Genomic DNA, 25,160 nt, shown 5'->3' with positions numbered 1-25,160 from the left:
GTCGGAAGAGATACGCGTGAAGAGAAGACTTGGGAAGTGAGAGTCTGCTCCCGTACCATACGGCTGTACGGAAGCAGGCGGGGGGAACCTCAATCAGTGAATCGCGGTTGAGATAAAATAACCGACCACAGTTGCGGTAAATACACAGATAAATCCCGGCAGGATAAAGCTATGATTGAGCACGTATTTGCCGATACGGGTTGTGCCGGTGCGGTCAAAGGTAATTGCCGCGAGGTCACTCGGGTAGAACGGGAAGAAGAAATAGGCGTAACAAGCGGGTAAAACACCGATCAACACTTTCGGTGGAATGCCCAGAGAAAAGCCGAGCGGCAACATAATGGTGAGCACCGCAGCCTGACTTTTCAGGAAGATCGATACCGAGAACATTGCAAAGGCGAAAGCCCACGGATGCGAATGAACAATCCCGCTAACCATATCAATCAGATAGGTTTTATGGTAGCCGATGATGGTTTCACTCATCCAGGCAATCCCAAAGATGATAATGACTGCCGTCATCCCGGCGATAAATACATTACTGTGGACGATTTTCTTCGGTGATACATTGGTGCTGATCAGAATGATTGCGCCGACAGCCAGCATTAAGAACTGAATCCCGACGGACATTTTGACTCCCGGAGGCAGCAGGTTCAGGTCTTTACCGAACATGGCGACAAACACCACGGTTGCAATCCCCAGCATGAAAATGATCAAGCCTTTTTTCGCACTTTTATCGATCTCATTGCCTTGCTCCAGCGCACTGTTATCTTCGAGTTCCTGAACAAATTCAGGATCTTGGCAACGTGCCTGAAACTCAGGATCTTTATCCAAATCTTTACCGCGTGTCAGACTCCAGGTACAGGCAACCAGTAAGCCTGTCAGCGTGGCAGGAATGGTCACAATCAGCACATCGATCAGACTAATATCCAGATGATTATCGACTGCGGTTGCCATGACGACAGCAGCAGCAGCGGCAATCGGGCTGGCGGTAATCCCCACTTGCGATGCCACAGAAGCGATTGCCATCGGGCGTTCCGGACGAATGCCTTTTTTGTAGGCAACATCATAAATGACCGGCAGAAGTGGATAAACAGAATGGCCGGTCCCGACCAGAACCGTCAGGGTATAAGTACACAGTGGCCCGAGAAAAACGATCTGACCGGGGTGTTTACGCATTAATTTTTCAGCGTATTTGACCAGTAGTTTCAAACCACCCGTGGCTTCGAGTGTGGCTGATGCGGCAACCACGGAAAGAATAATCAGCATGACACTGACTGGCGGGTGACCCGGTGTGACTTTGAATACAAACGCCAGAATGGAGACACCAAGTCCACCCAGCAAGCCGAATGCGATCCCACCATGTCGGATACCGACAAAGATGATCGTAAGCAGCAGCAACATATGAATATAAAACATGTCATTATCTCGTTGATGAAGTGATTCTGGCGGCCCGGAGTCCGGAGCGCCAGATCACAGGGGAACTATCCCAGCATAAATACAAAAATGGCAGCGATGGCAGTTGCGGCAAACGCAATGGCATAGCACAGAATTTTGCCGACCACACCGGTATGGATTTTCAGGTCATGCATCCCATGATGAACACGGTGCATCGCATGCCACATTGGCAGGGCAATTGTGGCAATCACAAACAGTGCGCCAATGATATTGGTTGCAAAACCTGCGACACGATCATAGCTCAGCGCATCGGCATCAAGCATACCCAGCGGGCCCATGACCCCCAGCACAAAAATAGTGATTGGGGTAAGCATAGCAAACCAAGTCCCGCCGGCACCGAACAGGCCCCACCAGACAGGTTCGTCTGAACGTTTTGGATTTTGGTTAATCACGGTGCCTCCTTAAACAATGATGAGCACGAAAATAGAAATAACGGCAACAGCGACCCATTGGCTCAGCACCACGATTTTCTTATCGATAAGCTTGCCTTTCAGACGCATCGGTACCACCTGTGGCATCATGCCGAAGAAGGTATAGGCATGAAACAGACTCCCGGCCAGCGCAATCAGATTGATGACAATGACCAACGGGTTCGCCATAAAGTTCAGCCATGACTGCCATGCTTCCGGTCCTTTAACCAGACATCCCAGACCGACCGTGAGGAAGAGGGTAAACACGATTAAAGGCAGAACCGTCGCCTCACGGATCATATAGAAGCGATAGAACGGATTGCTTTTCCACCACGTCCGTTTGACTTCCCTTACATAGGGTTTACGATGACTCATCTCTTATGCCTCCTGAGGTTTTAACATGGCAATGACAAAGTCCATCGACGATGCCACTTTCCCCTGGTTCACCGCCGCGGCCGGATCAACATGCTTCGGACACACTTCAGAGCAGTAGCCGACAAAGGTACAACCCCAGACCCCGTTTTCACCATTGAGCAGTGTCATCCGCTCGGCCTGACCATGGTCACGGCTGTCGAGATTATAGCGATGAGCCAGAGTCAGCGCAGCCGGACCGATAAACTCAGGATTCAACCCGAATTGCGGACAAGCGGCGTAGCACAACCCACAGTTGATACAGCCGGCAAACTGTTTGTATTTTGCCATCTGGGCCGGGGTTTGCAGGTTGGTACCGTCTTCCGGTTTGCGGTCATTACCGATGATGTAAGGCTTAATCGCTTCGAGACGCTCGATAAACGGCGTCATGTCGACAATTAAATCTTTCTCAATCGGGAAATTGGCCAGCGGTTCGATTTTCACACCGTCCGGGTAGTCGCGCAGGAAGCTTTTACAGGCGAGTTTCGGCACGCCATTGACCATCACACCACAAGAGCCGCAGATCGCCATCCGGCAGGACCAGCGATAGGAGAGATTCTTATCCAGATGATCTTTCACATATGAAATCGTGTCGAGGATCGACATGGTTTCATTGAAAGGGACCTCGAAAGACTGTAAGTAAGGTTCCGCATCTTTTTCCGGGTCATAACGCAGAATATCCACTTTTTGCATACGTTGGGTGACCATGATTAATTCTCCTCTGCGCGCTGTTTGGCTTCTTCTGCAGCGGCTTGCTCAGCAGCGGCACCGTAAAGACGAGCTTTCGGTTGTGACTTGGTGATGGTGACATCACTGTAGTCAATCCGGGGCGCAGCATCTTTTTGATAGAAGGCCAGTGAGTGTTTGAGGAAGTTCACATCGTCACGCTCGGTACAACCTTCATCGAGACGCTGATGCGCGCCCCGAGATTCCTTGCGGAGAATGGCGGAGTGCACCATGGCTTCGGCAACTTCCAGACTATGGCCGATTTCAATCGCGTACAGTAAGTCGGTGTTAAAGACTTTGCCTTTGTCTTTGATACTGATTTTTTTGTAGCGTGCTTTCAGCTCAGCCAGTTTATCAACCGTCTGTTGCATCAAATCGGCCTGACGGTAGATCCCGCAGCCCGCTTCCATGGCATTGCCCATTTCAGTCCGGATATCGGCCCAGTTTTCATCGCCTTCCTGATCCATCAGAGACTGAATGTGTTGTTCAACGGATTTGACCTGTGCTTCGATGGCTTTATCGTTCCAGCCTTTGAATGTTTCAACGCGTTTAGCCGCATGTTCACCGGCAACACGACCGAATACCACTAATTCAGCCAGTGAGTTAGAGCCGAGACGGTTGGCACCGTGCAGTCCGACGGATGAGCATTCCCCGACAGCAAATAAGCCTTGGATACGGGTTTCACACTGACCGTTCGTTTCAATCCCGCCCATGGTGTAATGCACCGTCGGACGGATCGGGATCGGCTCTTTGACCGGATCGACATTAACGTAAGCTTTAGCCAGCTCGCAGATAAAGGGCAGACGTTCATGCAGATATTCCTCACCCAGATGACGCAGATCCAGATGGACGACATCGCCGAGTGGGTGCTTGATGGTGTTCCCTTTTTGTTGCTCGTGCCAGAAAGCCTGAGAGACTTTGTCACGCGGGCCGAGTTCCATATATTTGTTTTTCGGCTGACCGACCGGTGTTTCCGGGCCCATGCCATAATCTTGCAGATAACGGTAGCCGTTTTTATTAACGATAATCCCGCCTTCACCCCGACACCCTTCGGTCATCAGGATCCCGGTTCCGGGCAGCCCGGTCGGGTGATACTGGACGAATTCCATATCGCGCAGCGGTACACCGTGACGATAGGCCATCGCCATCCCGTCACCGGTAACAATGCCGCCATTGGTATTGCAATGATAAACCCGGCCGGCACCACCGGTCGCGAGCACAACGGATTTTGCTTTAATAGCGACCAGTTCGCCTTCCGCCATATGGATCGCGATCAGACCTTGTACCTGACCATCGTCCACTAACAGGTCAACGACGAAATATTCGTCAAAGCGTTTGATTTGGGGGTATTTAATTGAGGTTTGGAACAGGGTATGCAGCATGTGAAACCCGGTTTTGTCTGCGGCAAACCAAGTTCTCTCGACTTTCATACCACCGAAACGGCGAACGTTGACTTCACCATTTTCTTTCCGGCTCCAAGGGCAGCCCCATTGCTCCATCTGAATCATTTCGCGGGTGGCATTGGCGACAAAATATTCAACGACATCTTGCTCACACAACCAGTCCCCACCGCCAACGGTATCATTAAAGTGGTTGTCCAGACTGTCTTCTTCTTTGATGACGGCAGCAGAACCACCTTCGGCAGCAACTGAGTGAGAACGCATGGGATAGACTTTAGAAATCAGGGCGATTTCCAGATCTGGATTTGCTTCGGTGGCAGCAATGGCAGAACGAAGTCCCGCACCCCCGGCACCAATAATTGCGATATCTGTGGTTAAAGTTTTCACAGCTATCCTCCAAGTGTAAAAATAATCAATTCAAAAGTACCGAAGTACCTTCCACATCGAACAGGTGGTATACCGACCCTTGCGGGTCGGATACCGGTGCATTCTTGTTATATTGAAATGAATGCTTATTTTCCTTGGGCTGACAGTATTGCTTTTTTAGTCTTGTCTGAGAATGAAACGTGACTCGGTGCTGAGCGGCTTCCGGACACTTATCAAATAATTATGTTTCATCTTCGTTTTATTATTTCCCGGACGGTTCAACCCATCCGGGGGATATTGCATGACATTGCTGTTGCTGTAACTTTTAATCCTTTTATTTTAATGGTTTATTTTAACGAATAATTTCAATGACTTATTTTAATAACCCTAAAATTACGGTGGCCAGAATCAGCATAAAAGCACCACCGATGCGGGATGAAATTTGTGCAAATGGCATCAGTTCCATGCGGCGTGAGGCGGCCAAGACAGCCACATCACCCGTACCACCCATATTGGCCATACAGAGTCCCGCAGTGATCGCCGCTTCAATGGCGTAGAATCCCATCATCCGGCCAACCAGCGCGGCACCCACCACAGCACCGACCACGGTTGCAAACACCATCAGAAAGTATTCAACGTTCAATGAAGCGACAATTTGATTGAGATCGGTATAGGCAACTCCGATACCGACCAACAACGCAGGGGTCAGGTTATCGACAACAAACTTGTACCATGCGTGTGCGGATTTCTCGAGTTCACGCGGGATCATCCCGGTGACTTTGACCAGTGCCACGAACAGGATCATCAGCGCGTAGGTATGCATACTGATCACCTCAGTCAGTAACGTGCCGACAAAGAACATGGTAATGGCGAGCAGTGCGCCGATACCCAATGTATCGATTGACGCTTTTTCATCACTGTCTTCGAGAGTTGGTTGTTGTGAACCCCGGATCAGTTGCCCGTTGCCGGTCAGAGACGGATAGAGGTTGCCTAGTTTATTCAGCAGGCCTGCGATCACGATCGCCATCGCATTACCAATCGCCAGTGCCGGAACCATTTTTGACATCAGCTCTGCTGCCGTCATGGTGGTGTTACCGGACATAATCTCAACCAGCGGTACTGCACCGGCACCCATACCACCCCCCATGATGGGCAGGGCAATCAACATAATTGAATCGAAGAAGCCATCACCGACGATAAGACCGACAAGTCCGGCGAACAGAAACGCAAAAATGACCCCACCAAAAATCACCGGAATATACTTGAGCGCGGCTTTTTTCAGAATTTCTCTGTCCATACCTAAAATTGAACCGGTGACCAAACTGGCGATAAAAAAGGAGAGGAAGCCACCGCTTTTCATAAATGTGGTAATGGAGCCGGCAATCTGCTGCGGCATGAAATCACTATGGAACAGATAAGACGAGCCAAAAATAATGGCAATCGCACCGCCACCGAAGAACTGGTTCAAAATGGGGGTTTTATCGCCGATGACATTCAAAATATATCCGACGACGGCCATGACACCGATTGCGCCGATAATGCCTGTCGGCATTTTATTTTGGACGGTCGCGAGTAAAATGACGGCTGCGGCAAGCGCAAAAATAATATGAATCATGCGCTTATCTGTAGGACTAATAGGGGTATTGGTTAACATAGCTGACCTGCACCTTTTCTGTTTCTGTAGGGGTGGTGTTTTTGATTTTGTGGAGGAAGTCTATCAACACTGCGGGGAAGAAAGATTGATTTTATGGCTAATGTAACTATCTTGTGCTTTTGTAACTTTTGTTCACAGGCGGTGCCACGGTATGAACAAGGTTGCCGGGCAAAAAATGAGCATCTTGATCAAATCATCGACGTCATTCGGTGCTGATCCGAATGGATGATGAGAAGGATGGACGGGGCATGGGGCATGAACCACTCACTTCCTGTCAGAGGCGGTGATGACGCGCTCTCACAGGAAATCGATATACGGTGACAATGTGTGGTGCATCTCTGCAATGGTGCGGGGCGATGCGTTCCGGTTTTTCTCTTTCCGGCCCCGGTTTATACAGAAAACCGTTTAATTTGTGTCGCCAGTGACTCAATGCTCCTGACCGCATCTTTCACGGCACTGTTGACCGTGTTTGACGTATTGCGGATCTGTTTCGACATCTCTGACAGATTCGCTAAATTGGTATTAATTTCATTGGCAACGAGGCTCTGCTCATCGGTGGCACTGGCGGTTTGTAAACTGAGTCCTTGAATTTGATCGGAAGATGATTTGACCGTATCCAGCAGATTTTTGGTCTGCGCATTGAGTGTTTCAGTGTTGGAGGCAATATCAACACTGGTGTTGATCGAGTGGACCGCTTCTGACACCTGACTTTGGAGATCGTTGATCATCTGACGAATATCTTCCGTGGACAATTGCGTTTTGCTGGCCAGATTTCTCACTTCATCAGCTACAACCGCAAATCCCCGGCCTTGATCTCCGGCCCGCGCCGCTTCAATCGCAGCATTGAGTGCCAGTAGATTGGTTTGTTCCGAAATATTGAGAATGACATCTAAGACCGATGAAATCTTTTCGGAGCTGTGCGATAACCGGCCAATGACGACTGAGGCATGTTCAATTTGGTGAGTTAAGTCGTGTAAACGCTCGGTTGAGCTGAGAATCGATGCTTCACCTTCATCGACCAATTGCGACAGTAACTCCACCTGCGTCGCGGTTTCGGCGGCATTCTGAGCAACCTCTCGGGTTGCGGCACTCATTTCCTCGATTGCAGTGACCACCAAATCCAAGGCCTGATCCTCTTCATCGCTGAGTGAGGACGATTCTGCGGCGGCATGGCTGATGGTCTTCATTTCCTCTTGTATACTGCCGCAACCGTTGCGGATATGGCGGATAATCTGACCGAGCTTATCGACAAAACTGTCCAGCTCACGGCTCAAATCACCGGTTTCATCCACTTTTTTACTATTGATCCGTCGTGTTAAATCCCCGTCTCCCTGACTGATCTGATGAATATCCGAGGTGATTTTTTTGATCGCACCGGAAATATTCTTCGGCGCAAACCAAGCCAGCATCAGGCTCGAAAATAAGACAATCACGGAAAGAACAGAAACAAATAATTTAAATTGATCCGCGTGCCGGTCAATTTGCTGTTTCTCTTGCGCGGCATATTTGGTGATTAATTCTTCAGAGCCGTCATATAAACTTCTTAATGCTTTGAATGACTCTAAATTACGGGTCAGGAACAGTTTGACGGCGGAATCGTGTTGTTGACTGTCTAATGCTTTTAAGATGGCGACATATTCGTTGGACCACTGTTGATAATAATTTTGAAAAGGAGAAAGGTAGCTGACAATCTCTGGCTCATCTTGAGTCATCTGAATAAATGCCTGCATCCGCTCCAGTGCCTGTTGTGCATTGGCAACGACTTCTTTTTTGAGAACCGGGGGTTGAATCAGTGAATTATCGGGTGAAAAAATTAAAGTAGAGAGGGCAAGTCGCGACTGATAGAGATCCCGGTCTGCATTCTGGATCAGATTCGCGCCCTGAGAATATCGTCCCGTACTGTGCTGAATATAATTGACCAGTTGATAAGCCGCGACCACGACCACAAGAAATACAATACTGAGTAACGAAAAATTAAACGTATATCTCGCTCTGATTGTTCCCATACTAAATAGGCTCATCCTATTTCTCTCCTTAGCCAACCTACGATCCGAAATCTGCAACAGCCATATCTGGCTGGCGCAGATGATTGATATGGTGAATCATTTATTATTAATAATATTCATATCAAATATAACGAATAGTATAGGGTGATTATTTTTTCAAGAGATAGCCGACAGCCGGTTGTATTTGTTGTGACGCTCTCTGAGGTGCGGCCGGTTTGACGATGAACCCAATGCCGACTAAAAACATCACACATGCAACAACCTGTGCAAGACTCAGCACTTCATGATACATCCAATAGCCGGAGATCAAGGCAAATACGGGCACCAGTAAAGTTAATGGTGCGGTGGTACTGAGCGGATAACGAATCAGCAGCCGGCTCCAGACCCAATAACCAAACAATGTGGTTGGGTAGGCCTGAAAAACAACCGAAATCGTTGTGTTGATGTCCCATGTTGCAATCGCATGCAACAGAATATCGGTGCCATAAATGCTCGTGGCAAACTTTACTCGGACAAATGGGGCGTCAGATTGTCGAAATCCCGTCGTTAGACGAAGGGATCGATCTTGACCAGCTGGAACAGCATTTACGCCAAGGTAGTGTGAAAGCCGGTATTTTTTGTACATCCCATATGAACCCGCAAGGGATCACCATGTCAGTTTCACAAAAGCAACGGTTGGCGGCACTGGCAAACCATTATCAGATACCGGTGATCGAAGATGATGTCTATCTGGAACTCTCTTACGCAGAACACACGCCTTTACCTGCGAAATCTTATGATCAGGGGGGATACATTCTATGGTGTGGTTCGATCTCGAAAAGCTTATCACCAAGCTATCGTCTGGGGTGGTGTTTGCCCGGGCGGTTTACCGCAGCGTATGTGCAGCAGTATACGGCTGCTTTCTTTGGGGTGTCTCTGCCGATTCAGCTTGCGGTGGCTGATTTTATTGAATCCGGGCATTATGCCAAACAAGTGAAACGCCGTCGGAGCCGCTTGCTTCACTTCAGGCAAGCCTATCTCAGTTTTTTATCGGCCCGCTTGCCCGAGCAGGTGAAAATCAGTCATCCTCAAGGCGGGATGGTACTCTGGCTCCAAGTGCCGGATCTCAATCTCACTCGGTTCACTGCACTGATTGAAACGTATCAAATCGATATTCGTTTGGGGCAGCTATTCAGTACACTCTCGCTTTACGATGATTGCTTCAGGATTAATATCGGTTTTGAGCTTACTCAGGATGTGGCGGATGAGTTAAATCTTTTAGTCGAGGCGATCCGACAATCGAGTGGTGTCGGTCACGGCAATTGACGGCGGTCTGAGATGACAAGGTTGCGAAGCGAGGTCTCGGGCACCCAAACGGGTGCCCGGTGTCGTTGCGGAGATGAATCAAATAACTTAATCGTTCCGAATTAGTCGGACTGAGCGACTTGACCCAATTTCAGCCAAGTATCTATCACCGTATCCGGATTGAGAGATACGGAACTGATGCCCTGTTGCATCAGCCATGCGGCCAAGTCGTCATGATCCGAAGGGCCCTGACCGCAGATACCGACATATTTACCGGCCTGAGTGGCTGCATCAATGGCCATTTTCAGCATGGCTTTCACCGCCGGGTTGCGCTCGTCAAACAGATGCGCCACATCCCCGGAATCCCGATCCAGTCCCAGTGTCAACTGGGTCATATCATTCGAGCCGATCGAGAAACCGTCAAAGTGTTTCAAGAAGTCATCCGCCAAAACGGCATTGGATGGCAGTTCACACATCATGATTACTTTGAGCCCTTGCTCGCCCCGTTTCAGCCCAAATTTTGCCAGTAGGTCAATCACCGATGATGCTTCATCGGGGGTGCGAACAAATGGGATCATAATCTCGACGTTTTTCAGCCCCATCTCCTGACGAACCCGTTTGATGGCCTGCGTTTCGAGAGCAAAGCAGTCTTCAAATGCCGGAGAAATATAGCGAGAAGCGCCCCGGAAACCGAGCATCGGGTTCTCTTCATGGGGCTCATAATGACGTCCGCCGACCAGATTACTGTACTCGTTCGATTTAAAATCAGACATCCGTACAATCACCCGTTTCGGCCAGAAGGCTGCCGCAATGGTGGCGATCCCTTCCGTGAGTTTGCTGACGTAGAAATCAATCGGATCGCGATAGCCTTTGATCCGTTGGCGAATTTCAGCCTTGAGGGCATCTTCCTGAGCATCGAACTCAAGCAGGGCTTTCGGGTGAATCCCAATCATCTTGTTGATGATAAATTCAAGGCGTGCCAAGCCAACCCCTTCATTAGGAATCTGAGCAAAGTCGAAAGCGCGGTCCGGGTTACCGACATTCATCATCACTTTGGTCGGTAAATTGGGCAGTTCATCGACGGAAGAGCGGCGCACTTCAAAATCGAGCTGGCCCCGGTAAACATAACCGGTTTCACCTTCAGCACACGAGACAGTCACCAGCGCACCATCTTGCAGATCGCTGGTCGCCGTACCGCAGCCGACAATCGCCGGAATCCCCAGCTCTCGGGCGATAATCGCGGCATGGCAGGTGCGGCCACCCCGGTTGGTGACAATTGCCGCCGCTTTTTTCATCACCGGCTCCCAGTCGGGGTCGGTCATATCCGTGACCAGAATATCTCCCGGTTGTACCAGTGACATTTGATCGAGTGAGTCAACCTGACGGACCGTGCCTGAACCGATTCGCTGTCCGATGGCCCGGCCTTCCAGTAACACATCGGCTTTGGCATTGAGCTGAAAGCGTTCAATCACACGGGTTTCATTCTGAGAGCAGACCGTTTCCGGGCGGGCTTGAACAATATACAGTTTGCCGTCAATACCATCTTTGGCCCATTCAATATCCATCGGCCGTTGATAATGTTGTTCAATAATCAGCGCCTGCTGTGCCAGCGCTTGGATTTCTGCATCATTTAAAGAGAACTGCTGACGCTCTTGTTCGTCGGTATCAATAATCTCGACTTGTTTGCCGATTTCTTGCCGCGCTGAGTAAATCATCTTCACCAGCTTTGAACCGAAGGTTTTTTTCACAATCGCGGTCTGACCGGCTGCCAGTAGCGGTTTATGCACATAAAACTCATCCGGGTTGACTGCGCCCTGAACAACCATTTCACCCAGTCCCCAAGCGGACGTGATAAATACCACTTGGTCAAAGCCTGATTCGGTATCTAAGGTAAACATCACGCCGGAAGACGCTAGATCTGAGCGGACCATCCGTTGAATACCGGCCGACAGCGCAATACCACGGTGATCGAAGCCCTGATGGACCCGGTATGAGATGGCACGATCATTAAACAAAGACGCATAGACATGCTTGGTTGCTTCAAGCACCGCATCAATCCCTTTGACATTGAGGAAGGTCTCTTGCTGTCCGGCAAAAGAGGCATCGGGTAAATCTTCTGCGGTGGCAGATGAGCGAACCGCCACTGAAATTTCAGGGTTGTTTTCGGTCAGTTCCGCATAGTTATCACGAATATCTTGCTCTAAATCCGCAGGGAAGGGGGCTTGTAAAATCCATTGGCGAATCGTGGCACCCGTTTGGCGTAAGGCATCGACATCATCCACGTCGAGCGCATCAAGTAATTGATGAATACGGTGATCTAACCCCTCATAATCGAGAAACTGGTTAAATGCATACGAGGTGGTTGCAAAGCCGTTTGGCACAGAGAATCCGGCATTGGCAAGGTTGGACACCATTTCACCGAGTGAGGCATTTTTGCCGCCGACCTTATCGACGTCGGTCATGGATAGGCTGTTGAACCAGAGGGTATTCTTGGGCATGTCTTTCTCCAGAAGTATGACTTTGTTATTGGCTAAAGTGGTAATCGTTTACATTGGCGGCTAAAAAACATCGGAGATATTTTTAAAGCTGTGGCGTATGTCGTTGAATACCGTTTGTCGTTCTATTTATAGTGTGACTATGATGCTAATCAAAATAATTTGAAAGTTTAAAGAAAATATGCAAATTGATAGTCAAAGTCGTGACGTATTCTACGTTTCTGATGGTACAGCGATTACATGTGAAACCTTAGGACATGCTGTATTAGGCCAGTTTCCCTTCATTGCCAATGAGCAGACGTTTCCGTTTGTTGAAAATGATGAAAAATTGACGGATCTGATCAAACAGATTGAGTTTTCTTATCAGCGACACGGGGTTCAGCCGTTGGTTTTCTTCTCGATTGTGGTGCCTGAAATCCGGGCCAAGCTGATGCAGGCTTCTGCTCATTGCTATGATGTGCTGGAAAATATTGTGCAGCGCGTTCAGGCCGATACCCAAACGGAGCCGCAGCCAAAACTGCAACGTTCACGCAGCATCGGTAAAAACACCGATACTTATTTTGATCGGATTGCTGCGATCGAATATACCCTGGCCCATGATGACGGGATGTCACTGAAAGATATTGAACAGGCAGATATTGTGCTGCTCGGGGTTTCCCGGAGTGGGAAAACGCCGACCAGTCTGTATATGGCAATGCAGTTTGGGTTGCGGGTGGTCAATTATCCGTTTATTCATGATGACATGCGTTCACTCAAACTCCTGCCGGCATTTGAGATTCACCGACATAAATTATTTGGCCTGACGATTAATGCAGAACGCTTAACCGCCATTCGCCAGAATCGTCTGGCGGGGAGTGAATATGCCAGCGTTCATCAATGTGAGCATGAGCTGGCCAGTGTGGAAGCATTATTTCGCCGCGAGGCGATTCCTTATATCAATACCAGCTCACTGTCGGTTGAGGAAATTTCAGCCCGCATTCTCGAAAAAGCAGGCCTGAAACGGCATTTGTGTTAGCCAAGCAATTGCGACTAAGGGAAGGTCGGGACATTTACCCCTGTTCGGCAAAATCGAGCAGGGACTGACCGGTCATCCGGTAGATAATCCATTCATCCTGCGGCTCGGCCCCGATACTTTGATAAAAGTCGATAGAGGGTTGATTCCAGTCGAGTACGGTCCACTCAAAGCGGCCACAATCTTTGCTGACTGCCAGACGAGCGAGATATTTCATCAAAGCTTTACCGGCCCCGAGGCCCCGGTGCGCTTCACTGACATATAAATCTTCCAGATACAGGCCATATTGACCCAGCCAAGTCGAATAGTTGAAGAAGTAAACGGCAAAACCGATAGGCTGATTATCTGCTTCACAAATCAGGGCATGGGCACGAACGTCGTCACCGAATAACTTGCGTTCAATGGCTTCGACTGTATTGGCGACCGCATTTGGTTCCTTCTCATAAATCGCCAGTTGATTGATAAAATCTAAAATGGTCGCTGCGTCTGAAATTGTGGCAGGTCTGATATGAATGGTCATGATTTCCTTGCTTTAGTTGACTCAGGTTAGTGACAGTGTATGCTCAAATGAATTATGAATGAAGTGCACTTTATTCAGGCTTCATATGAACAGTATTCATGACAGATGGTTATCCATCAAGAAACAGTCCCATGCGTAAATTTCCTAATCTAGATTTGAACTTACTTAAGGTGTTCGCCAGTTTATATCATACGGGCTCGGTAACGCTCAGTGCCGATGAACTGAATATCACTCAGTCAGCGTGTAGTCATGCCCTGCAACGTTTGCGAGAGCGGCTTGGGGATGACCTGTTCATCCGGATTGAAAATCGTATGTTACCGACCGCTTATTCTGAGCGGTTAGCTGAACAAGTGTTGCCGGGATTGGCATTACTGGGGCAGGGGCTGGCCTCATCGCATCCTTTTACACCGGAGGATACGCATATATTCCGGATCGCCGTGACGGATTATACATCATGGTGTCTGCGGGAATTTATCACTGACCTGAGCGAGTCGTTTCCTCATATCCACATTGAATTTATCCAGTTGGCCGAACGGTTACCGGAGGCAGCGCTAAAATCGTCAGCTATCGATATGGTCTGTGGGTTTGCCCATCAACAGGAAGAATCAGAAAGTCTGAATCGCTTGGTCTGGCTGAGCGACTACTATGTCAGTGTGCGGTGTCAGAGTCATCCGGTGGCTGAGCATCTTTCACTGGCTCAGTTTCTTCAGTATCCACATATTTTGGTCACACCGTGGAATGAATCCAGAGGAATTGTTGATATTACATTGTCACGGCAAAGAAAAAGGCGCCAAATTGCGATTCGGACTGCCAGTGTTCTGGCTGCCCCTTATTTTTTGCAGCAGACATCTTATTTGCTGGCCGCACCGTCCCGGTATGCTGAGACCATTGCTGAAAGCTTATCGCTGCGTTTATCACCTATGCCGTTAGATGTACCGGATTATCAGCTGACGCTTTACTGGCATAAAACCCGTCATAATGATCCGAAAATCGCATGGTTTGTCCGGTTGTTCAGCGATTTTCATCAATGTTCATGAATGACGGTGACGGGAGTGGTTGATTTGGATGGCGTGAAACATTCTTAAAAAGTCAATTTGGTCACTGAACTCAGGGTGAAAAATCACGGATGATTTTTCAGGATTGCCTGAGCAGGATGCGAATCAATCCGACCCTGATGAGGTGCGCTGAACCCAAAAAGATGCTTTTGGTTCCTTTTGACATCCATCAAAAGGAACTGGGGCGAGGTCGGAGATGGCAATGAGATCGGAGAAAGTCATTGCGTCCCAAACTCAGCATTACCCTTTTACTTTTCCAGCCTCCGGCGTTGCAGTTTGACGCACAATTACGTTCCTCAATTTCAGAGACATTGTTACTCAGTGCGCCAGTTCATCTTTCAGAGATGAAAGACGAACCAGAAAATCTTTTTTGTTTGACGGAGTCACACGCGTTCCAGAACCGGCTTTTACGGGCGTCCTGCCCGGAAAAGCCTAATCATTCTTCCATGAATGATTTTCTTTGTTGGGTGGTTGATTTGAATAATGAAACATTAAATCAACGAAGCTCAATTGCTCGATGCTCTCAGGGTAAAATTCATGGATGAATTTTAAGCTTTTCGTGAGCAGGAGCGAATAAAAGCGTCCCTGATGACGCGCGCTGAACTCAAAAAAGATGCTTTTGGTTCCTTTTGACATCCATCAAAAGGAACTGGGGCGCAGTCGGAGATGGCAATGAGATCGAAGAAAGTCATTGCGTCCCAAACCACAGCATTACCATTCCACATACTAAAATACAGTTTAATTACCTCAACCGAGCCTCCCTGTTACCCCGATTCCAAAAATAACCACTCCCCATCAAAACCCCAAATTTAAACATGTTTTATAAATCCATTTGAGTATAATTATGAATTCATATGAAAACAATCTTGTCAATAAGCATCCATCGATAAAATAATCATGGCCCAGCCAACAACGTCAATGAACTATCAAACCACTCAAATCGATAACCTGATGAGGTATGAATTTACTCAAGTTGAAGGAGATTTTGCCTCCTTACGTGAGTCAGATGTGAAATCCGTTATCCCTGCCGGAATACGCTTTGTAGATTTTCTCGAACAACTTCACTACGGTCATCAAGTGTTACTGACGGATGTGCCATCGATTCCGTTGTTGATTCGGGATCGGGATGAATGGGGCAATCAATATTGGCGAGTCAATCCTTCGGTTGAGCCTCATCTCGATTTGCTGGCTAACAAGGCTTATACCGCCAGAGTTGAATGGGTCAATCATGGCATCGGTTCAACTTATTCCGGCAGTGTGAACGCTTCTGTTTCTACCGAGCCTTATGTTGAAAGAAAAACTGTGAAACTCACTCTAGAAGAGCGGTTGGTCAGGCAGCGTCAGGAGCGGTTACGGGAGCTGGATAAAATCCCACTGCCTTCATCCGCATGGCAAAACGCATTTAACAAGTCGGCAGTTAAGCCCTCCCGTTTCGCCAAATCTGCATTGGTGCCTAGCGGTATGTGTGACATCGGTACACAAAGAGAGCCGCTTTCTGCGCTGGGGGATTATGCGGCTTATACACTGGCCGTCGGGCAGGGGATCAGTACCGTTTCTGAAGAAGCTTTTTTGACGCGTATTGGTGGTACGGCATTGGCAGAGCTGCCGGGAATGGCGCTGAAAATCGTCGGGCGAGTAGGCATTCTGGCTGCATTTGTGCCGAACAAATTAGCGGACAGTACGCTCTACAGTGCAGCCGATATGCGCAATAAAGACACGGTTGAAACCAATATTCGCTTGGGTTTCAATACGGAAGGGCGAATTTACGGTTATCACGTCAATGGGGCGAATATTCCCAAGCGTGAAGTAAAACAGGTTGGTGAACGGTTTGCTGTTGAGTTAGAGCCGAATATCACTATTGAATGGGTGCCGATTAGCGGTGATTTTGGTGGTAAACCGATTCTGGTTAATCCGATCCCGGAGATGGAAAAGTTCGATATCTGGATCCATCCGCAAGCGGATCAAGGGCAAGAATTTGATAACACCTACATCACCCCAATTGCTGATGCAGATCTGCAAGACTATATTCTGACTTTTCCGGCAGAGACTGGGTTACCACCGCTGTATGTGGTGTATAAAGAAAGCGCTCGCAACGAGTCAGGTGTCGTGACCGGCAACGGTGAAGATATCACCGGCCAGTGGTTAGAAGCAGCCGGAAAAGAGTTAGGCTCGCCGGTGCCGTCGCAAATTGCGGATCAGCTTAGAGGCCGAGAGTTTAGTAGTTTTGATGGGTTCCGGAAAGCGTTTTGGAAAGCTGTAAGTAGGGATGAAGTTCTTTCATCACAGTTTAATGAAGGAAATCAAGAACTGATTCGAAACGGGTTTGCTCCGTTTCCTCGTTTTAGAGAGCAAGTCGGTGGTAGAGAGAAATATGAAATTCACCACGTTGAAGAAATTCAGCATGGTGGATCGGTGTATGATGTTGATAATATGACAATTACAACACCAAAAAATCATATTCGAATCCATTCAAACAAGAGATAAATTATACAATGGGCATTGAAGAATATACGGAAAGTGAATTTCTGAAATTGGTTCAGGATATCATTTCCGTAAAAGCAGAAAATGAAGAAACTCATACAAAGATGGTAAGGATGTTTTGTAAGTTAACAGAACACCCTGATGGTTCAGACCTGATTTACTATCCAGATGATCCGGCAGATGCCACACCGGAGCGTATTGTTGAGATTGTTAAACAATGGCGGATGTCGCAAGGCTTGCCATGCTTTAAGGACTGATTCGGTCTTTTCATTTCCAGTTTTGGGCTCCCAAATTTGACGCACAATTTCTTTCTGCGGTTTCAGTGACATTCGTGCCCAGTGCGCCAGTTACTCTTGCAGAGATGCAAGAGTAACCAGAACATCTTTTTTGTTGGGCTTGGTCACACGCTTTTCAGAACCGGCTTTACGGGCGTCCTGCCCGGAAAAGCCTAACCATTCTTCCGTGAATGGTTTTCTTCGGTGGGTGGTTGATTTGAATTGTGTGAAATCTCTTTAAGGCGAAGCCAACTTGATCGATGATCTCAGGGTAAAATTCACGGATGAATTTTAAGCTTTTCGTGAGCAGGAGCGAATAAAAGCGACCCTGATTACGTGCGCTGAACCCAAAAAGATGCTTTTGGTTCCTTTTGACATCCATCAAAAGGAACTGGGGCGCTTTCGGAGATGGCAATGAGATCGGAGAAAGTCATTGCGTCCCAAACCACAGCATTACCATTCCACATAATAAAATACAGTTTAATTACCTCAACCGAGCCTCCCTGTTACCCCCATTCCAAAAATAACTACTCCCCATCAAAACCCCAAATTTAAACATGTTTTATAAATCCATTTGAGTATAATTGTGAATTCATATGAAAATAACTTTATCAATAAGCATCCATCGATAAAATAATCACGGCTCAACCAACAACGTCAATGAACTACCAAACCACTCAAATCGATAACCTGATGCGTTATGAATTTGCTCAAGTTGAAGGGGATTTTGCCTCCTTACGTGAGTCAGATGTGAAATCCGTTATCCCTGCCGGAATGCGCTTTGCTGATTTTCTCGAACAGCTTCGCAGCGGCCATCAGGTATTGCTGACGGATGTGCCATCGGTTCCGTTGCTGATCCGGGATCGGGATGAATGGGGCAATCAATATTGGCGAGTCAATCCTGCGGTTGAGTCTCATCTCGACTTGCTGGCTAACAAGGCTTATACCGCCAGAGTTGAATGGGTCAATCATGGCATCGGTTCAACTTATTCCGGCAGCGTGAATGCTTCTGTTTATACCGAGCCTTATGTCGAACGAAAAACTGTGAAACTCACTTTAGCAGAGCGGCTGGTCAGGCAGCGTCAGGAGCGGTTACGGGAGCTGGATAAAATCCCACTACCTTCATCCGCATGGCAGAACGCATTTAACAAACCGCCCGTCAAACCCTCCCGTTTCGCCAAATCTGCGCTGGTGCCGAACGGTACGTGTGATATCGGTACACAAAGAGAGCTGCTTTCTGCGCTGGGGGATTATGCAGCTTATACACTGGCCGTCGGGCAGGGGATCAGTACCGTTTCTGAAGAAGCCTTTTTGACGCGTATTGGTGGTGCGGCATTGGCTGAATTACCGGGACTGGCGCTGAAAATCGTCGGACGAGCTGGCATTCTGGCTGCATTTGTGCCGAACAAATTAGCGGACAGTACGCTCTACAGCGCTGCTGATATGCGTAATAAAACCACGGTTGAAACTAATATTCGCCTAGGATTCAATACGGAAGGGCGAATTTACGGCTATCACGTCAATGGGACGGATATCCCTAAGCGTGAAGTAAAACGGGTCGGTGATAAATTTATCGTCGAGTTAGAGCCGGATATCACCATTGAATGGGTGCCGATCAGTGGTGATTTTGGCGGTAAACCGATTCTGGTTAATCCTATCCCTGAGATGGAAAAGTTCGATATCTGGATCCATCCGCAAGCGGAGCAAGGCCAAGAATTTGATAACACCTACATCACCCCAATTGCTGATGCGGATCTGCAAGACTATATTCTGACTTTTCCGGCAGAGACCGGATTACCACCGCTGTACGTGGTGTATAAAGAAAGCCCTCGCAACGAGTCGGGTGTTGTGACCGGCAACGGTGAAGATATCATCGGCCAGTGGTTAGAAGCAGCCGGAAAAGAGTTAGGTTCTCCGGTGCCTTCGCAAATTGCGGATCAGCTTAGAGGTCGTGAGTTTAGTAGTTTTGATGGGTTCCGGAAAGCGTTCTGGATTGAAGTCTCCAAAGATTCAGAACTCAAAACACAATTTATAGACAATAATGTCGAGAGAATGAGTAAAGGATATGCACCTCGTGCAAGGAAAAAAGACACGGTTGGTGGTAGGAAAGTTTTCGAACTGCATCATGTGGAGGAAATCCAGCATGGCGGTAAAGTCTATGATGTTGATAATATTCGTGTCACAACCCCCAAGAATCATATAGATATACATAAGGGCAAATAAGTGAATTTGAAAAATAGTATTAATGAATATTCTGAAGATGAATTTTTACGGCTATTGCAGAAAATCTGCAAAGCTGATGCTTCTTCAGAAAGTGAACTGGATACCTTAATCGATCACTTTGAAGATATAACAGAACACCCTGATGGTTCAGACCTAATTTACTATCCAGATGATCCGGCAGATGCGACACCGGAGCGTATTGTTGAGATTGTTAAACAATGGCGGCTGTCGCAAGGTTTGCCATGCTTTAAGGACTGATTCGGTCTTTTAAATTTCCAGCCTTGGGCATCGAAATGTGACGCACAATTGCTTTCAGCGGTTTCAGCGGCATTACTTTCCCTGATGATCAAAACGCTGCAATTTTGTACAAAACCTACCTGCATCAAAAAATGTCATATTGGTGTCAATTTTTTCTGGCGATTTTCTATAACCTATCCAATGCTATTTAGTGTGTTTAGGTGCTTATTTGCGAACAGATAGCTTTTATCCGAGATGTGCGCAGGTGAATTATTTGTGTGCGTATTAGACAGTACGGTAGTGTAATTTCCACTTGGTAATGATTGTTTCTCTGATATTTTTGTGTGTTTCCATGCTATTACGGAAAGCACCTTATCGGATAGTGGTAAGTTATACAGAAGTATTCTTATAGAGTGGTTTTGTATAATGAACTGTTAGCTCTAAGGAAGAATATGGACATCGAGTCATTCTCTAACTTCCATGAGATCTTTTCGAAGTATAGAAAGGATAATAGGTGGATGTTTCGTGGCCAAGCAGACGCGAATTGGCCGGTAAAACCAAAGGCAGGAAGAGAGCCATATTCAGAGCGCGATGATTTAGATTATCTTGCAAGCTGGAAGAGGAAGGCATCTGAATATATACCAAACAAACCCGAAAATGATTGGGAATGGATGGCTATTGCACAACATCATGGTCTACCTACAAGACTGTTAGACTGGTCATATAACCCACTTGTCGCTGCCTTTTTTGCATGTCTTTCAGAGCATGAAAAAGATGCTGTTATATATTGTCTTCTGCCACACTGGAATATTATTCCTGATAAAGCAAAACCAAGTAATTTTTCAAAAATTGCCAAGTATAAGCCCAATATGGTTGCGTCTAGAATTGGTCTTCAAAGCGGCCTTTTTACTACGCATCCAGAACCGGAAGTAGATCTAACTAAAGGCATCAGCGATAAGGATAAGTTGGAAAAGTATATTATTAAGGCCTCTTACAAAAAGCAAATGCTATTTGAGTTAAACCATTATGGTATTAACAAGCTCACCTTAATGGGGGATCTAGACGGTTTATCAGCACATATGTGCTGGACATTAGAAAATCGCCGGTACTGGGCTAATCACGATGAATTTATGCGAGAGCTTGCCGGTGAAACGGCTAACAAGTAAGGGTACAGGATGCCAAAACCTTGGCTGTGCTCTGGTTTTGGCATCCTGTGCTTTAGGCGTTATGTTCACAGCAGAAAAGTAGAGTCTACCAAGAGGGAGCGAAATGATAATTTACGTAAATCAGTTTGAAATAGTAGGAAGCGATAGTTTTTCTGTTGCTCTTAGAACAATAGCTGGCTGGCTGAAAACCGTTACAAAGCTTCATTTTACAAGCGATATGTTGCTGAGTGGAGAAGAATTTTCTATTGAAAAAACCAAAGTGAGAACATTTGCTGCTTGTGAACTAGCGCCAGCAATTTACTCCATCTTACTTAGCCATCCAGATCGAACTGTAAGAGGAAGACAATGGATTACAGAGATTGGAATTAAATATGAAGGTGATGCTACAACTGTTTCGGTCCTACTTGAAACCAGCGATATCAGTACTTTGGTAAAGGATATACCGAGCACTACTAGACCAAAACTGGTCAGTTTCCTACTTGAAAATGCCAGCCTCAACCCAAAAACCACAGTTGGACTTCGTGTTCAAAATATTAAAAATAATCTTGATGATTTCAAAGCACTTAGTTTTGAAATTGAACGTTCAGAGCGAAACTATCCACTTGTTTTTGTTAGCAATTGTAAAAAAGATAATCAGCCACTAGTTAACCCTAAAATATTGCAGCAGCAGTTAGTTGGCTTAGCGCAAGTGGTTTGCTCTGAAGAGGAAATTGATAGTTGGGAGTTAGAAGGTACCTTGACGCGACAATACTCAGCTTGGGACGGCGCTATAAACATTATCTATCCTTCTTTTGGTCGAGGATATTGCTATAGTCAATTATTGAGGCGAGATACCCTAACAGATGTCACTCAGTCTAATGAAAATTTAATACACCATATCCTTTCATTTATCACCCATACGACTAACGGTTACAATAAGAAAAGGCATTTTAGTCCAACAGATGTCAGGGCTAAGAGGCAAAAAGACTCCAGAATTCAGCTAAAGAAACGTTTTGTAGAACTTAACAATGATAGTGAATATCAAGCGCTTGCAGAAGAAGCTTTTTCACAGCTTGAAGAACAAGAAAACGTTATTGAACAACTTAAGGAAAAGTATGAGTGCGAAATTAATGAACAAATACTTGCAACAATCGGAGCCCAAGATCAACTAGAAAAATATAAATCTGATTATAAAGTATTGAAGCTTAGATTTGACGATCTTCAAGGTAACTCATCAAAGCAAGGCAGCCCAATTCTAATTTTCGGCAATGAGGAGGAAAAATTTAAGGGAGAGATTACTGATTTAGTCCTTGATGTTCTTAATGACTATGCAAAATCATTTCAGAAGAATTCTAGAAAGTATCAGCTACTCAATGATATTTTAGAAAATAATCCTGTGGATGGCACTCGGGATCGACTTTTAGAAGAGTTAAAGCAAATTTTTAACAATTATAACGGGATGACATCTAGCATGAGAAGCTCTCTTAAAGTCATGGGTCTAGAAGTAGTTGAAGATGGCAATCACAACCACCTACGGTTTATTGATGACAGTCGTTATATAGTTGCTTTTGCTAAAACCCCTAGTGATAGAAGAGTTGGGGCTAATATCATTAGAGATATCAAATCAGCAATCATGTAGAAACATAACAATTCAATCCAGCCGATCACTGTCGCGGCTGATTGAGGCGTTAAAATGCTGGACTATAAGTTCTGAACTAAAGAATACAGAGAAGTTATATGCAATCATCACCAACGCTTTGTATCTCCATCGTTGAGTTTCGTTTTTTACGGTGTAATGGTTTAGGCTAGGTGGTAGCGTTGCTTCCTGCTTACAGGCATTATATCCCCCAATAAACCCAACGCCCCATAATCTAAAAATGATAAGAAAATACAGCGAAGAAGACTTAGATTCAGTGCTGGATATCTGGCTGAAAGCATCAGTGAAAGCCCACGATTTTGTTTCAGCAGAGTTCTGGGAATCTCAAGTCGAGAACATGCGCAATATTTATATTCCGGCCTCAGAGGTCTGGGTTTTCGAAACCGAGTCTCAAGTAGTCGGGTTTTACGCATTGTACGAAAATACCCTTGCTGCTCTATTTGTCGTGCCTGAACTTCAGGGGAAGGGTATCGGTAAGCAACTGTTAAATCATGCTAAAACGCAGAGAGCCCGGTTAAGTCTGTCTGTGTACCAAGAAAATCAGGCCAGCTATCAGTTCTATGTATTGCAAGGTTTTCATGTGGTGAGTGAACAACGCGATGAACATACGGGATACCCCGAATATACCATGCGTTCGGCCACATAAGCATCATTGTGTGTGATGCCTCGAAGCCGAAACCTGAGACAATCATCGGGGACAGAAATAAAAAAGAACCGCGTCGCATTTTACCCTTCAATCATGCTAAAACTATGATAAACAGTGTTTTTTGCTGGATGCTTCTTTTATGCTAGAGCCATGTTATCCACCAAAGCGAAGCACGATTATGAAAACCTCCCTCGACCACCTGCCTGAATTCAAACAGCAAGAGCTTGCCACGATCTCGACCATTCTGCGCGATACGCTGGAAGACTATCTTGAGGGCAAAACGGGGAGTAAAAGTGAATTTCGTATCCTGAAAATTATTCTGTTCGGCAGCCACGCTAAAGGCAATTGGGTCAGCGATCCGGTCAATGGTTACATCAGCGATTACGATATTCTGGTGATCGTCAACAAAGCTGCCTTGGTGGAGGATTATGTAGTCTGGCAGCGGGCGGAAGAGCAAATTGATCGCAAAGTGAAATCCGCGCCGTTGGGTTTGATTGTTCACGATTTGCAGGAAGTAAATGAACGATTGCAGCAGGGGCATTATTTCTTTAAGGATATCCGTGAAGAGGGGATTGAACTGTTTGCCGCAACACCGAAACCGCTGATTGAGCCGGGGGATTTGACGGAGAAAGAATTGCGGGAAATAGCCCGAAAGCATTATGAACAGTGGTTAAAAGCGGGTAGTGATTATGTAAAAACATACCATTACCATCAATCAGAAGAAGATATGATTAACCTTGCGGCTTTCGATTTACATCAAGCCACAGAAAGATTCTTTGCTTGTGTGTTACTCACATGCACCAACTACTTACCCAAATCCCACAATATCGAAAAGCTGAGTAAACTGTGCGCGCAAATCGAGCCTGAGTTTAAAACAATTTTCCCGCTCGACAATAAATTCCACCGTCGCAGCTTCCGCCGTTTGCAACGCGCCTATATCGAAGCCCGTTATTCCGAGCATTATGAAATTACCGCAGAGGAGCTGGCTTATCTCGAAGGGAGAGTGTTGCAGTTAAAAGCAGTGGTTGAACGGGTCTGTTTAGCGCGGATAGATTCTGCTTAACCATTCATCCGTGAATAGTTTTCTAGATCAGGTGGTTGATTTGAGTTGTGTGAAATCTTTCTAAGACGAAGCCAAATTGATCGATGATCTCAGGGTAAAATTCATGGATGAATTTTAAGCTTTTTGTGAGCAGGAGCGAATAAAAGCGTCCCTGATTACGTGCGCTGAACTTAAAAAGATGTTTTTGGTTCCTTTTGACATCCATCAAAAGGAACTGGGGCGCTTTCGAAGAAGCTAATGAAATCGAAGAAAGTCATTGCGTCCCAAACTCAGCATCACCCTTTTACTTTTCCAGCCTCCGGCGTTGCAGTTTGACGCACAATTACGTTCCTCAATTTCAGAGACATTGTTACTCAGTGCGCCAGTTCATCTTTCAGAGATGAAAGACGAACCAGAACATCTTTTTTGTTCGGCTTGATCGCACGTTGTCCAGAACCAGCTTTTACGGGCGTCCTGCCCGGAAAAGCCTAATCATTCATCCTTGAATGATTTTCTTGGTTTGGTGGTTGATTTGAATAGAGTGAAATCTTTTTAAAAAAGCTAAATTGATCGATGATCTCAGGGGGAAAATTCAAGGATGAATTTTCAGGATTGCTTGAGCAGGATGCGAATCAATCCGACCCTGATTATGTGCGCTGAACT

19 protein-coding genes and 2 pseudogenes are annotated in these 25,160 nt (G+C 46.5%); 11 read left to right on the top strand and 10 right to left on the bottom strand.

Annotated features, from left to right (window positions below):
• Positions 1 to 93: 93 nt before the first annotated feature.
• The 8 genes and pseudogenes from OCV37_RS09410 to OCV37_RS09375 form a co-directional block, all read right to left on the bottom strand.
• On the bottom strand, positions 94 to 1,413 hold the full coding sequence (locus OCV37_RS09410; RefSeq protein ID WP_038180683.1) for an anaerobic C4-dicarboxylate transporter: 1,320 nt from the start codon (positions 1,411 to 1,413) through the stop codon (positions 94 to 96).
• Between the two features lie 65 nt (positions 1,414 to 1,478).
• On the bottom strand, positions 1,479 to 1,844 hold the full coding sequence (frdD, locus tag OCV37_RS09405; protein WP_038180687.1) for a fumarate reductase subunit FrdD: 366 nt from the start codon (positions 1,842 to 1,844) through the stop codon (positions 1,479 to 1,481).
• 9 nt (positions 1,845 to 1,853) lie between these two features.
• Positions 1,854 to 2,237 carry a fumarate reductase subunit FrdC gene (frdC, locus tag OCV37_RS09400; protein ID WP_261888083.1) on the bottom strand — a complete coding sequence of 128 codons (384 nt, stop codon included), beginning with the start codon at positions 2,235 to 2,237 and terminating at the stop codon, positions 1,854 to 1,856.
• 3 nt (positions 2,238 to 2,240) lie between these two features.
• Positions 2,241 to 2,981, bottom strand: coding sequence for a succinate dehydrogenase/fumarate reductase iron-sulfur subunit (locus tag OCV37_RS09395; protein ID WP_038180694.1), 741 nt, complete (start codon positions 2,979 to 2,981; stop codon positions 2,241 to 2,243).
• Positions 2,982 to 2,983: 2 nt separating this feature from the next.
• A complete protein-coding gene (gene frdA, locus OCV37_RS09390) occupies positions 2,984 to 4,786 on the bottom strand; it encodes a fumarate reductase (quinol) flavoprotein subunit (protein WP_261888082.1) in 1,803 nt (600 codons plus the stop codon).
• A 352-nt stretch (positions 4,787 to 5,138) separates the two neighbouring features.
• Positions 5,139 to 6,419 (bottom strand): 2-hydroxycarboxylate transporter family protein, encoded by a 1,281-nt coding sequence (locus OCV37_RS09385; protein WP_038179447.1) that lies wholly within the window; start codon positions 6,417 to 6,419, stop codon positions 5,139 to 5,141.
• 389 nt (positions 6,420 to 6,808) lie between these two features.
• Positions 6,809 to 8,440: a methyl-accepting chemotaxis protein gene (locus OCV37_RS09380; protein ID WP_038179450.1), complete on the bottom strand. Its 1,632-nt coding sequence runs from the start codon at positions 8,438 to 8,440 to the stop codon at positions 6,809 to 6,811.
• 133 nt (positions 8,441 to 8,573) lie between these two features.
• Positions 8,574 to 8,948: pseudogene (locus tag OCV37_RS09375) on the bottom strand (EamA family transporter); the annotation flags it as partial.
• On the opposite strand from OCV37_RS09375, the pseudogene OCV37_RS09370 reads away from it, so the two are divergent.
• Positions 8,930 to 9,730: pseudogene (locus tag OCV37_RS09370) on the top strand (aminotransferase-like domain-containing protein); the annotation flags it as partial. The pseudogenes OCV37_RS09375 and OCV37_RS09370 overlap by 19 nt on opposite strands.
• Positions 9,731 to 9,831: 101 nt before the next feature.
• On the opposite strand, the gene ppsA reads toward OCV37_RS09370, so the two are convergent.
• On the bottom strand, positions 9,832 to 12,207 hold the full coding sequence (gene ppsA, locus OCV37_RS09365; protein ID WP_038179452.1) for a phosphoenolpyruvate synthase: 2,376 nt from the start codon (positions 12,205 to 12,207) through the stop codon (positions 9,832 to 9,834).
• A gap of 178 nt (positions 12,208 to 12,385) precedes the next feature.
• Here ppsA and ppsR point away from each other — a divergent pair, with 178 nt between their 5' ends.
• Positions 12,386 to 13,219, top strand: a complete 834-nt coding sequence (gene ppsR / locus OCV37_RS09360) for a posphoenolpyruvate synthetase regulatory kinase/phosphorylase PpsR (protein ID WP_038179454.1) — start codon at positions 12,386 to 12,388, stop codon at positions 13,217 to 13,219.
• 34 nt (positions 13,220 to 13,253) lie between these two features.
• On the opposite strand, the gene OCV37_RS09355 is transcribed toward ppsR, so the two are convergent.
• A complete protein-coding gene (locus tag OCV37_RS09355) occupies positions 13,254 to 13,736 on the bottom strand; it encodes a GNAT family N-acetyltransferase (protein WP_038179456.1) in 483 nt (160 codons plus the stop codon).
• A 131-nt stretch (positions 13,737 to 13,867) separates the two neighbouring features.
• Here OCV37_RS09355 and OCV37_RS09350 point away from each other — a divergent pair, with 131 nt between their 5' ends.
• From OCV37_RS09350 to OCV37_RS09310, 9 genes are all read left to right on the top strand, one after another.
• Entirely contained in the window at positions 13,868 to 14,773 is a 906-nt protein-coding gene (locus OCV37_RS09350; RefSeq protein ID WP_038179626.1) for a LysR family transcriptional regulator, read from the top strand.
• Between the two features lie 915 nt (positions 14,774 to 15,688).
• The gene (locus OCV37_RS09345) at positions 15,689 to 17,275 is read left to right on the top strand and encodes an S-type pyocin domain-containing protein (RefSeq protein ID WP_051680418.1); all 1,587 of its coding nucleotides are present in this window, start codon (positions 15,689 to 15,691) and stop codon (positions 17,273 to 17,275) included.
• Positions 17,276 to 17,283: 8 nt separating this feature from the next.
• On the top strand, positions 17,284 to 17,529 hold the full coding sequence (locus OCV37_RS09340; protein WP_038179460.1) for a bacteriocin immunity protein: 246 nt from the start codon (positions 17,284 to 17,286) through the stop codon (positions 17,527 to 17,529).
• Between the two features lie 678 nt (positions 17,530 to 18,207).
• Complete coding sequence (locus OCV37_RS09335) at positions 18,208 to 19,770, top strand: S-type pyocin domain-containing protein (RefSeq protein WP_051680420.1); 1,563 nt, start codon at positions 18,208 to 18,210, stop codon at positions 19,768 to 19,770.
• Positions 19,771 to 20,028: a bacteriocin immunity protein gene (locus OCV37_RS09330; RefSeq protein WP_038179463.1), complete on the top strand. Its 258-nt coding sequence runs from the start codon at positions 19,771 to 19,773 to the stop codon at positions 20,026 to 20,028. It begins immediately after the preceding gene.
• Between the two features lie 431 nt (positions 20,029 to 20,459).
• Positions 20,460 to 21,173, top strand: a complete 714-nt coding sequence (locus tag OCV37_RS09325; protein WP_038179464.1) for an FRG domain-containing protein — start codon at positions 20,460 to 20,462, stop codon at positions 21,171 to 21,173.
• A 103-nt stretch (positions 21,174 to 21,276) separates the two neighbouring features.
• Positions 21,277 to 22,791 carry a hypothetical protein gene (locus OCV37_RS09320; RefSeq protein WP_038179466.1) on the top strand — a complete coding sequence of 505 codons (1,515 nt, stop codon included), beginning with the start codon at positions 21,277 to 21,279 and terminating at the stop codon, positions 22,789 to 22,791.
• A gap of 238 nt (positions 22,792 to 23,029) precedes the next feature.
• Positions 23,030 to 23,455, top strand: coding sequence for an N-acetyltransferase (locus OCV37_RS09315; RefSeq protein ID WP_038179468.1), 426 nt, complete (start codon positions 23,030 to 23,032; stop codon positions 23,453 to 23,455).
• A 178-nt stretch (positions 23,456 to 23,633) separates the two neighbouring features.
• Entirely contained in the window at positions 23,634 to 24,518 is an 885-nt protein-coding gene (locus OCV37_RS09310; RefSeq protein ID WP_038179470.1) for a HEPN domain-containing protein, read from the top strand.
• Positions 24,519 to 25,160 lie beyond the last annotated feature (642 nt).

Origin of the sequence: Vibrio rhizosphaerae (assembly GCF_024347095.1) — a bacterium.
Classification (GTDB): Bacteria; Pseudomonadota; Gammaproteobacteria; order Enterobacterales; family Vibrionaceae; genus Vibrio; species Vibrio rhizosphaerae.
The sequence above is the reverse complement of the archived record's forward strand: the minus strand, read 5'-3'. Positions and strand labels throughout refer to the sequence as shown.